Source organism: Rathayibacter sp. AY1A5 (genome assembly GCF_002930875.1).
GTDB lineage: Bacteria > Actinomycetota > Actinomycetes > Actinomycetales > Microbacteriaceae > Rathayibacter.
This window is the reverse complement of the sequence record NZ_PSTM01000022.1, coordinates 39,107-47,712: the sequence shown is the minus strand read 5'-3', so window position 1 is coordinate 47,712 and position 8,606 is coordinate 39,107. Positions and strand designations below refer to the sequence as shown.

Genomic DNA, 8,606 nt, shown 5'->3' with positions numbered 1-8,606 from the left:
CTGCTCCTGGTCCGATCTTCACCTCGCCGCCGGGGAGACAGGTCAGCTGCGCATCCTCGACCAGCCCGACCAGGACTACGGCTGCGTCCCACAAGCAGCGACCCCCTTCGTAGCGGCGGCGCACAACAACGACATCTGCCCGTCACTGACCTCGATGACCGAGGGAAGGCAGTTCACGGCAACCGACTTCGCGAAGACCTACCGCTGCCCGTAGCTGGATACGCGACCGGTGAACGATCCCCTAACGGGACGACCCAAGTCCGATCGAAGGTCAGTAGGCGACGTCAGCGGGCGCTGGCTTCCCGACTCGGCTGTGATCGGGCCGACGGGCTCGGTAGGAAGATCCGGCCAGGAGGACACCTGCAGTCACAGCAGCTAGCGACGTGGCGACGCCGGTAAAGGGCAAGGTGTCCGCGACATCCCACGGGAGAAAGAACGCTCCAGGGTCGGTGAGGGGGTTGATGACCATGAGGAGCCCAACACCAATCAGCGTGACGGGTCGTCCTGGCGAGAGTACGAAGGCGCCGAATATCACGAGCGGGAAGGCGATGGCCCAGACGATCGTTGTGGCGATCCACGTGAAGTCTGACTGTGTGGCGCTGTAGCAACCCTCGTTCAGGCCACCGAGGCACGAGCTCCAGTGCACCAGGAACGCGGCGGCACCAGCAGCCCCGAGCAAGGCGATTGTCCATCCAACCAACTGGCCTGACGTCGCGAGTCGCTTCATGGGCTCAACATAGAACTCGAAGGTGAACCTGAGCTAGATCCACACGGTCGAAGCGAAGGCCACCGCCCCCTCGCCCCGATGAACGATCTCCATACGGAACAAGCGGTCGTTCGACCGTGCCGTGGGCTGCTCAACCGATGATCATGGCGGTACGCAGAGCGAGAACCCAGCTGGTGACGGCGCCGACCACGCCCAAGGCGAGCAGCAGCGACCTCCATCGAGCGTGAGAGCGCCTGCTGGCGCGCATCGCTACGACCAGGAGAACAAGGGTCGCGAGGGCGACAGAGCACAGAGCCGGCCACGCGACGTCAAACCCCGTGCACTGAGGCGGAAGGGACTCGTTGCACGCGAACGAGAATCCGTCGAGGAAGACGCCCGCGACGAGGGCGAGGAGAGTGATTGCGCCCGCGATCGCTGCGGAAGCCTTGAGCGACAGCGTCTGCACAACATCACTATCGGACCAACGGGTGAACGGCAGGAGCGCGCTGGACCACTCGGGTCAGATCCGCATCGGTGAACGATCCTCTTACGGGACGGCCATTGCGCTGACCGGGAGACTCTCCGGCTAACGTGGCTACATGCGGCAGATCGTCCATCTTCATCGGAGGGCCGCTCTCTGTGCTGTACCCGTCGGCGTGGTGCTGGGTGCGCTGCTCGGTCTGGGATTGGTCCTTACGGGTAACTCCGACTTCCGCGAACAGGGCGGGTGGGGCGCCTTCGCCTACTTGATTATGGTGGGCGCCATTATCGGTGGGGTCAGTGCCCTGGCTGCCGTCGCCGGAGGATTCGTGGCGATTCTGATCACTCTGCGGTCGGGACGAGCCACCGAGTCGTCCCCGCTGATCAGCCCTATTGGGCCGGCCGTAGGGTCGAGCGTTCCGTGGGTTGTTGCGGCCGGCGTAGCTGCCGTCGTGGGTGATCCGATGACGGCGGGGATCGCTGTCGGTCTCGGTGTCGTGGCGGCTGTAGTCGGCGGGGTGAGTGCTGCACTACTTCTTCGAGGGGTGAAGTACTCGAGCATCACTACTGCGGCTGACGATTCCGGCGCGCTCACGTCGGTTGTGCAGACGAACTCGAAGACCTGAACGTTCACGGTCATCTGCACGAGGTTTGGGACGCAGCGACGAGCTGTGCAGGCGACCGTGAGGAACGACAGGCGCTCGGTGTCGCGTCTGCGTGCACCGATGAACGATCGTCCACCGGGACGGTCGGCGGACTAGCATTTTCAGCATGGGGCGACGCCAGCACACTAAGGCTCTAGTCCGGTTGGCGTGCGCGGGTACGCTCATGGGCATCTCACTGTGGGTGACCTGGACGACGTCGTCCTACTGGCAGCCATGCACAGGCGCTAGATGGAATGAAATGAACCCGTCCTGCGCTGAGGCCATGTCGTCATACGACCTCATGCCCCTTCTGTATCTCTGGGGCGCCCTCGCTCTCGTCGTTGTAGCTCTGGTGGTCGCACGCCTCGTTCCCTGGGTTCCCGCAGGGGTAGCGACGGTTGCAGCAGTTGTTATCGCCTGCCCTGTGGCAGACCCAGGATTCTTCTGGGTCGAATGGGGCAGCGCCGACAGCACTCCCGGACACGGCCTCTGGACAGCGTGCTGGATTGCAGCAGCCGGTCTAGCCCTCGTCTACCCGTCACGCACCCGGAACCCGAGTATTCGCACAAACACGCCGGATGGAGCAGCTACTACACCGTCCGTCGCTATCTGATCGTTCGGCCCGGTGCACTCCGGGCTGAACACTGCGACGCGATTCGCTTGCGGTGACGCGCTTGCCAGTGGGTCAGGGCAGGCAGCGGAAGGGACGGCGACGGCGCGCGAGAACGAGCAGTGGCCCAAAACGTCGGACCGTCGAACGATTCCCGCACGAGACGTCTCCCGTAGCGATGCCGGTGAGAGCGGCACACCTAGACTCCTCGCATGACCGCTCCGTCATCCGTGGACGTGCCGCGGCGCCGGCGCCGTCCGGCCCGTCGACGCCTGTCCTTCTTCGGTGTCCTAGGCGAGCTGCTGATGACCGCAGGGGTGCTCGTTCTGCTGTTCCTCGCCTGGCAGCTGTGGTGGAACGACGCCGTAATCGCAGGCCGGCAGACCGATCAAGCGGCTGAGCTGCGCCAGAGCTGGGGCGATGGCGCGCCGTCCGCTGAGGTGCCGTCACAGCCGAGCGCTGAGCCGGCCGCGCCTGTTGACCCGGTGATCGCGCCGGTCGCGGCTCTGGACACGACGTTCGGGAACCTCTACATCCCCCGGTACGGCGAGGGGTGGGTGCGCACGATCGCTGAGGGCGTCGACGCGGAGAACGTGCTCGACGTGGGCAGCATCGGCCACTACCCGGGAACGCAGATGCCCGGCGAAGTGGGGAACTTCGCGATCGCCGCGCACCGCTCCGCCGCCGGCGGAGGAATGCACCTCATCGATGAGCTGCAACTGGGTGATGCGATCTACATCGAGACCGCCGACGGCTGGTACACCTACCGGTTCCGGAACCTCGAATACGTGCAGCCCTCCGAAGTGCAGGTCATCGATCCGGTCCCCTGGACGAGCGACGTCGCTCCGACCGACCGCCTCATCACGATGACGAGCTGCAATCCGCTGCTGTCGACCGCGGAGCGGATCATCGCCTACGGCGTCTTCGAGTCGTGGCAGCCCCGCTCCGCCGGAGCGCCCGCCGAGCTCGCCGCGTCCCTCGCGACCTGACGTCCGGCGTGGTCGCCGGCGCCCTGACGAGGGCGGCGAGCCGATTTCGTGCTGCGGCAGACGTTTGCGGGTCGGGTGGACATGTACAGGATGAACCCGCTTTCGAAGGAGCCCGTCATGACTGCCGCCCCTGACCGAGACCCCCTGGACGTCCTGCTGAATGAGTCCAGCCCCCGCACATCGACAGTGACGGACGACGTCGCCGCCGAGCTGGCCGAGCTGCAACAGCTCGCGGCGGCAGAGGCCCGCGTCAGCCGCCACCGCTGGGCCCGTCCTGCGGTCGCCGGAGTCGCTTCGCTGGTACTACTCGGTGGCATGGCGACAGCGGCCGCCGCGGCGACGGGCGCGTGGTCGCCGTGGGCGGAGACGCCGGACGCCTCGATCACCTATTCGCTGCCCAGCGGTGTCCAATGCGAGGAGCGCATGGGAGACGTTCAAGGGACCGATCCGGCGGCCGTCGCCGTAGTCGAGAACTTCTACCAGACGACCGACATCGACGCTCTCCTCAGCGACGGTGCGCTCGAGGAGACCGTCGCGCAACTGCGCACCGAGGACCAATCCTTCATCAACGCTGACGGATCCCGCACGTCGGCCGGCTACGGCACCGAGTTCTACAACGCCGACCGGGAGTACTCGACCGCGGTTGGACGCATCATCAGCAACGCCCTCGACGCCGAACTCGCTGCGCAGAACGTCGACGTCGACGCCGCGAACCTCAGCATCGCGGGCGAGGCCCGCTGCCCCGGAGCGACCTGGTGACCCGCCAGAAGTCCGATGAGGCGGAGCGACTCGCCGAGGCGCTGCGCGTCGCCTCGCCCGACTTGCTCAAGTACCTGCAACGCCGCCTCCCTCTCGAGGACGCCGCCGACGCACTCGGGGACGTCATGCTCACCGCATGGCGCCGTGTCGGCGCCCTTCCCCGCACCGCGGAGGAGTCGCGGATGTGGCTGTTCGGCATCGCCCGGAACGTCCTCTCGAACAGCACCCGCACTGAGAACAGGCGAGCCGACCTCTCCAGCCGGCTCCGCGGCGTCCTCACGACCGCTTCCACCGAAGGACGCCCCGCCGACGAAGGAGTCGACGTGCGCGATGCGATCGCCAGGCTCGCGCCAGAACAGGCCGAGCTCGTCCGCCTCATTCACTGGGACGGCTTCTCCATCACCGAAGCCGGACAACTCCTCGGCGTCCCCGCGTCCACGGCACGCACCCGCTACCAACGAGCACGAGAAGACCTGCGGTCGACCCTGGCGGCATCACGAGCAAGCGACGACGACGCCAAGCCCCTCCGAGCGGTCCGCTGAAAGCGTCCCGCAGATCGATCCCCATGCGGGACGGTCAGATCACCGGGGTTGATCCGCCCCTCCGAGCCGCGGAAGCACGCCCTCTACGCGCGTGTCCCGTCAAGCAGTCTTATGTGCTCCTCCTCGCTGGCCCTCCGCCAGCCGTAGGGCGCGACAACCAGGTACGTCACGCCGCCCTCCTCAACTCGGAGTCGTCCGCCGGAAAGCCCACCGGTCCCCACCTCTTCATCGATCCACACGAGCAGCTGCGAAGTCCAGTCCGCAGCATCTCGCGGGGTGGCATAGATCCAGGGCTGATCATTTCCCGACGACGGCAACGCGATCCTGATCCGAGCCGTGTGACCGCCGACCTGCACAAGCCGAAAGTCGAGCAGACCAGCGACCAGCCGCACGTCATCGATCCGGTAGTCGTACTCCGAAACCGGATGACGCCGCCGCATCCCGACAGCCTCGAGCGCTGCGGCAAGCTCGGCGTCCAGCAACATGCGCTGATCCTCCCAGACGCCCGGCCAGCGATCCTCTTACGGGACGTAACGCCTTCCGTGGGATGGCTCAGTCGGCAGATGCCGCGACTGTCGGCGGTTCGAGGCCGAGTCCTTCGCAGAAGGGGCCGGTGGGCTGGCCCGCTCTGTTCGGGAAGACGCCGAGCCTGGTGTCCGCGAGGACGCAGACCGTCGGGTTGGGTACGTCGATGGGTCCGCTTCCCGGGTAGGGCTCGTCGGGGACGGCGCTCCAGCTCGCTTCGCATCGTTCGAGGGCGGCGGCGACCCGCTCCGACAGTGGAAGCAGCTCGAATGTGTTGCGGTCATCGTCCACGAGGCTGCTCGTGCCGTGGTCCGCGCGGACGTCGGCGACGGAGTAGCAGTCGAAGCTCGTGTTCGCTTCGTCATTGCTGGCCTGCGTGACGGCAATCGCGGCGGCGCTGGTGCCGGTCGCGACGACGGCCGCGAGGCCGAGACCGACGAGGCGGCGGCGCTTGGTGGAGCGGTGGCGGGCAGCGATGTCGGTGAGGATGGTGGCGCGCATCCTGGTGAGCTGTTCCGTGGTCGGGCCGAGGTCGTGGGTCATCAGTTCTCCCTTTCAAAGGGGCGCAGGGTGGTGCGGAGTGAGGCCCGGAGCCTGCTGAGCCGGTTACGGATGGAACCGTGGGTGGAGCCGAGTGCTTTCGCGGCGTCGGCGTAGCTGCTGCCCTGCTCGATGCACAGGTAGTACAACGCTTGATCGGTGTCGGAGAGCTCGGAGACGGCTTCCTTGATCGCCGCGGCGAGCTGGCGCCTCGCGACTTCCTCGTCAGGGGTGCCGCGTCGATCCGGGTGCAGGGACAGGTCCGCGTCCTCGGTGCGGTTCCGTGCACGGGTCTTGGTTCGGATGAGGTTGAGGGCGGTGAACCGTGCGGTGGTAAGCAGCCACGGGAGGGCGGATGTGTCTACGATCGCGACGTCGTTGATCCGCGTCCACGTGGTGAGGAATACGTCTTGCACGACGTCTTCGGCGTCGGCGGGCGCGCGGACGATACTGAGGGCATAGCGGTAGGTCGTCGCCGCGTGCCGGTCGTAGAGCCGGCCGAACGCCGCCCGGTCGCCTCGGCGCGCGCCGTCCATCAGGGCGGCGTCATCGGTGCGCGCCGCAGCGTCTCGCGCGAGTGCTGCTGCTTCTGGTGGCGTGCTCATGCTCAGTGGTGTCCGATCCGAGCCGATCGTCTCAGACGAGATCCGCTTCGCAACTGTCCGGTCAACCATCCCCATACGGGACGCGCCCCGCACCTGCGTAACCGGCGACCAGCCCCCAGGACCTAGCCTCTGCCTATGCCTTCGCAGACATTCGATCGTGACGACCGCCGGCATCTAGCTCACGCGCTGCAGGCCGGCATGACGCACGGCAACATGAACACTTATCAGGAAACGTTCAACCTCAACACAACTGGCAATCTGCCTACTCGCAGCGCCGCGATCATCAGGCACATCTTCGAAAACGAAGCAGACACCGATCGGTACGTTCTGGATCTGCTCAACGCGCTCTACGTCGATCATCCTGCCTCCGAGTTCCGGATGGACTCTGACGCCTACCGCACTCTCGAAACCAGAGTGCTGAACCGCCACGGTGTCACGCGGACGTCTCAGGGGTACGTCCTGCCCGACCAGGGACAGCCGACAGCCGCAGCTCCCGCGTCCGCTGCTGAACCGGCGCCGCCCGCCACCCTTCCCCTCCCACCTCGGCCAACCGCTCCAACTGACCTCGATGCTCGCAAACGCGTAGCGGTGATCTACGGGCAGGATCAGAGGGCGCGGACGGCGATGTTCACCTTCTTGCGAGCGCTGCACCTGGTGCCGTTGGAGTTCGAGACGATCGTCAACGACTCAGGAGAGGGCAGCCCCTTCACCGGGGCCGCGATCGACTTGGCGTTCACTCGGGCTCAGGCCATCGTCGCGCTCATCACGCCTGACGAATGGGCGGCGCTTCACCCAGACCTCGGCGTGTCGATCCGACGACTTCAAGCTCGACCCAACGTGATCTTCGAAGCCGGGCTTGCTTTCGGTCGTGTTCCGAGCCGGACCATCATCGTCACCTACGGGGACAGTGATCTGTGGAGCGATATCGACGGTCGACACCGCGTGGCGATGGACAACTCCCCTGAGCGCCGACAGGCGCTTCGGGATCGACTGCAACAAGCAGGATGCCTCATCACCCACGTCAGCTCGGACTACCTGTCCGCCTCAGGTGGCGGAGATTTCTCCGACTTCGCACGTTTGAGGTGACGGTCGGCGCCGACCGCGTCGCCACGGCATTGCGGCTGGGGTGGGCCGAGCCTGCGCTTGCAGTCAACCAGCCGGGGTCGCGTCCGGATAGTGCGCTCAGGAGAGGTCGGCCGCGCCGTCTCCAATGAAGCGAACGACGGCCGTTTCTTGCATGTCCTGGGGCTGCCAGAACAGGTAGTACGCCTGATCTCGGCCCCGCACTCGGACAGTGACAACGAAGGCGTTTGCTGGGCGGATGAGCTTGTTGCGCAGACGCCAGTGCCCCGGATCGGCGGGGTCATCTCGTTCGAGGAGGTCAAAAATCTCATCGAACGCGTCCGCGAGGTCGGGATCCTGCGCATCGTATAGGGCGAACTGCGCTGTTACTCGCGGGTCCATCTTGAGGTGCATTCACTCATCCTACACTCGTTTGCCCCATTACCCCAGCTCCCACTTGCGGCGCGACGGTTTAGGGGTAAACTGGCACGCACAAGACGGTCCCAGAGCGGACCACACAGACACAGACACAGACACAAGAACTGAAAAGTAGGCGACCATGAGCACCCTCATCCAGGTCGACGGAAGGAAGCGCGTGAGCCTCGGCAAGCTTGCGCAGCACGGCCAGTACCTCGTGACCGAGGAGCCCGGTGGGCGCCTCGTTCTTGAGCCGGCTGTTGTCCTGACCGTCGCTGAACAAAACTTCCTCAACGACCCCAGGCTCGTTGCGGCCCTTCAGGAGACCGCAGATACGAGTACGGCAACCGATGGGCGGCCCGCGCGCCGTCACAACGCATCTAGGGCAGCCTGATCGCGATGCCAAAAGGCCGGAGTCCGCTCGGGCTCCGGCCTTCCTCGCCTAAGGCGCAAGCCAAAGCCAAAACACCTGCTCAGCGCGCGTCGAGGGTCGCTACCGTAGCTGCATGAGCGACGAGCCTGATGGAACTGACGCACCTGAAACGCTGACCGGATCGACGTCGAGCACGAGGGGTCCTCGTTCGGAGTCTCCGAAGCAGCGTTACCTCGACCAGCTCATTGCTGAGGACTACGACAGCATGGGCGAAGGCGCGCGCCGAGAGATGCTCGAGGACTGACCTCGGATCTCGTGCCTGCGCGTCGCGGGGTACCGTCGTAGCCAGCAATG

Annotated in this window: 14 protein-coding genes; 8 read left to right on the top strand and 6 right to left on the bottom strand. The window is 65.8% G+C overall.

Going from position 1 to position 8,606, the window contains the following annotated elements; all coding sequences use genetic code 11:
* A partial coding sequence (locus C5B98_RS17095; protein WP_181065557.1) for a hypothetical protein occupies positions 1 to 214 on the top strand: 214 nt, incomplete at its 5' end.
* Positions 215 to 271: 57 nt separating this feature from the next.
* Here C5B98_RS17095 and C5B98_RS14075 read toward each other — a convergent pair.
* Both C5B98_RS14075 and C5B98_RS14070 read right to left on the bottom strand, forming a co-directional pair.
* Positions 272 to 727 carry a hypothetical protein gene (locus C5B98_RS14075; RefSeq protein WP_104263612.1) on the bottom strand — a complete coding sequence of 152 codons (456 nt, stop codon included), beginning with the start codon at positions 725 to 727 and terminating at the stop codon, positions 272 to 274.
* Between the two features lie 130 nt (positions 728 to 857).
* Entirely contained in the window at positions 858 to 1,172 is a 315-nt protein-coding gene (locus tag C5B98_RS14070) for a hypothetical protein (protein WP_104263611.1), read from the bottom strand.
* Between the two features lie 133 nt (positions 1,173 to 1,305).
* Here C5B98_RS14070 and C5B98_RS14065 point away from each other — a divergent pair, with 133 nt between their 5' ends.
* From C5B98_RS14065 to C5B98_RS14050, 4 genes are all read left to right on the top strand, one after another.
* The gene (locus C5B98_RS14065) at positions 1,306 to 1,812 is read left to right on the top strand and encodes a hypothetical protein (protein WP_146076974.1); all 507 of its coding nucleotides are present in this window, start codon (positions 1,306 to 1,308) and stop codon (positions 1,810 to 1,812) included.
* 840 nt (positions 1,813 to 2,652) lie between these two features.
* Complete coding sequence (locus C5B98_RS14060; protein WP_104260278.1) at positions 2,653 to 3,429, top strand: class E sortase; 777 nt, start codon at positions 2,653 to 2,655, stop codon at positions 3,427 to 3,429.
* 117 nt (positions 3,430 to 3,546) lie between these two features.
* Positions 3,547 to 4,188 (top strand): hypothetical protein, encoded by a 642-nt coding sequence (locus C5B98_RS14055; RefSeq protein ID WP_146076973.1) that lies wholly within the window; start codon positions 3,547 to 3,549, stop codon positions 4,186 to 4,188.
* Positions 4,185 to 4,730, top strand: a complete 546-nt coding sequence (locus tag C5B98_RS14050) for an RNA polymerase sigma factor (RefSeq protein ID WP_104263609.1) — start codon at positions 4,185 to 4,187, stop codon at positions 4,728 to 4,730. The genes C5B98_RS14055 and C5B98_RS14050 overlap by 4 nt, the downstream gene beginning before the upstream one ends.
* Positions 4,731 to 4,813: 83 nt before the next feature.
* Here C5B98_RS14050 and C5B98_RS14045 read toward each other — a convergent pair whose 3' ends face one another.
* From C5B98_RS14045 to C5B98_RS14035, 3 genes are all read right to left on the bottom strand, one after another.
* Positions 4,814 to 5,215, bottom strand: a complete 402-nt coding sequence (locus C5B98_RS14045; RefSeq protein WP_104223337.1) for a hypothetical protein — start codon at positions 5,213 to 5,215, stop codon at positions 4,814 to 4,816.
* A gap of 67 nt (positions 5,216 to 5,282) precedes the next feature.
* Positions 5,283 to 5,798, bottom strand: coding sequence for a hypothetical protein (locus C5B98_RS14040; protein WP_104263426.1), 516 nt, complete (start codon positions 5,796 to 5,798; stop codon positions 5,283 to 5,285).
* A complete protein-coding gene (locus C5B98_RS14035; protein ID WP_181065556.1) occupies positions 5,798 to 6,469 on the bottom strand; it encodes an RNA polymerase sigma factor in 672 nt (223 codons plus the stop codon). Before C5B98_RS14035 ends, C5B98_RS14040 begins: the two co-directional genes overlap by 1 nt.
* A 66-nt stretch (positions 6,470 to 6,535) precedes the next feature.
* On the opposite strand from C5B98_RS14035, the gene C5B98_RS14030 reads away from it, so the two are divergent.
* Positions 6,536 to 7,486 carry a TIR domain-containing protein gene (locus tag C5B98_RS14030; RefSeq protein ID WP_104263459.1) on the top strand — a complete coding sequence of 317 codons (951 nt, stop codon included), beginning with the start codon at positions 6,536 to 6,538 and terminating at the stop codon, positions 7,484 to 7,486.
* Positions 7,487 to 7,582: 96 nt separating this feature from the next.
* Here the strand turns inward: C5B98_RS14030 and C5B98_RS14025 are convergent, their stop codons facing one another.
* The gene (locus tag C5B98_RS14025) at positions 7,583 to 7,876 is read right to left on the bottom strand and encodes a hypothetical protein (protein ID WP_104263428.1); all 294 of its coding nucleotides are present in this window, start codon (positions 7,874 to 7,876) and stop codon (positions 7,583 to 7,585) included.
* 145 nt (positions 7,877 to 8,021) lie between these two features.
* On the opposite strand from C5B98_RS14025, the gene C5B98_RS14020 reads away from it, so the two are divergent.
* Entirely contained in the window at positions 8,022 to 8,273 is a 252-nt protein-coding gene (locus C5B98_RS14020; RefSeq protein ID WP_104263429.1) for a hypothetical protein, read from the top strand.
* A gap of 112 nt (positions 8,274 to 8,385) precedes the next feature.
* Positions 8,386 to 8,556 carry a hypothetical protein gene (locus C5B98_RS17090; RefSeq protein ID WP_181065555.1) on the top strand — a complete coding sequence of 57 codons (171 nt, stop codon included), beginning with the start codon at positions 8,386 to 8,388 and terminating at the stop codon, positions 8,554 to 8,556.
* Positions 8,557 to 8,606: the final 50 nt, after the last annotated feature.

Bases quoted from the DNA above. Each gene is read 5' to 3' on its own strand.
- C5B98_RS14075 (WP_104263612.1), bottom strand. From the start codon at position 727: ATGAAGCGACTCGCGACGTCAGGCCAGTTGGTTGGATGGACAATCGCC.
- C5B98_RS14065 (WP_146076974.1), top strand. From the start codon at position 1,306: ATGCGGCAGATCGTCCATCTTCATCGGAGGGCCGCTCTCTGTGCTGTA.
- C5B98_RS14060 (WP_104260278.1), top strand. From the start codon at position 2,653: ATGACCGCTCCGTCATCCGTGGACGTGCCGCGGCGCCGGCGCCGTCCG.
- C5B98_RS14055 (WP_146076973.1), top strand. From the start codon at position 3,547: ATGACTGCCGCCCCTGACCGAGACCCCCTGGACGTCCTGCTGAATGAG.
- C5B98_RS14045 (WP_104223337.1), bottom strand. From the start codon at position 5,215: ATGTTGCTGGACGCCGAGCTTGCCGCAGCGCTCGAGGCTGTCGGGATG.
- C5B98_RS14040 (WP_104263426.1), bottom strand. From the start codon at position 5,798: ATGACCCACGACCTCGGCCCGACCACGGAACAGCTCACCAGGATGCGC.
- C5B98_RS14035 (WP_181065556.1), bottom strand. From the start codon at position 6,469: ATGGTTGACCGGACAGTTGCGAAGCGGATCTCGTCTGAGACGATCGGC.
- C5B98_RS14030 (WP_104263459.1), top strand. From the start codon at position 6,536: ATGCCTTCGCAGACATTCGATCGTGACGACCGCCGGCATCTAGCTCAC.
- C5B98_RS14025 (WP_104263428.1), bottom strand. From the start codon at position 7,876: ATGCACCTCAAGATGGACCCGCGAGTAACAGCGCAGTTCGCCCTATAC.
- C5B98_RS14020 (WP_104263429.1), top strand. From the start codon at position 8,022: ATGAGCACCCTCATCCAGGTCGACGGAAGGAAGCGCGTGAGCCTCGGC.
- C5B98_RS17090 (WP_181065555.1), top strand. From the start codon at position 8,386: ATGAGCGACGAGCCTGATGGAACTGACGCACCTGAAACGCTGACCGGA.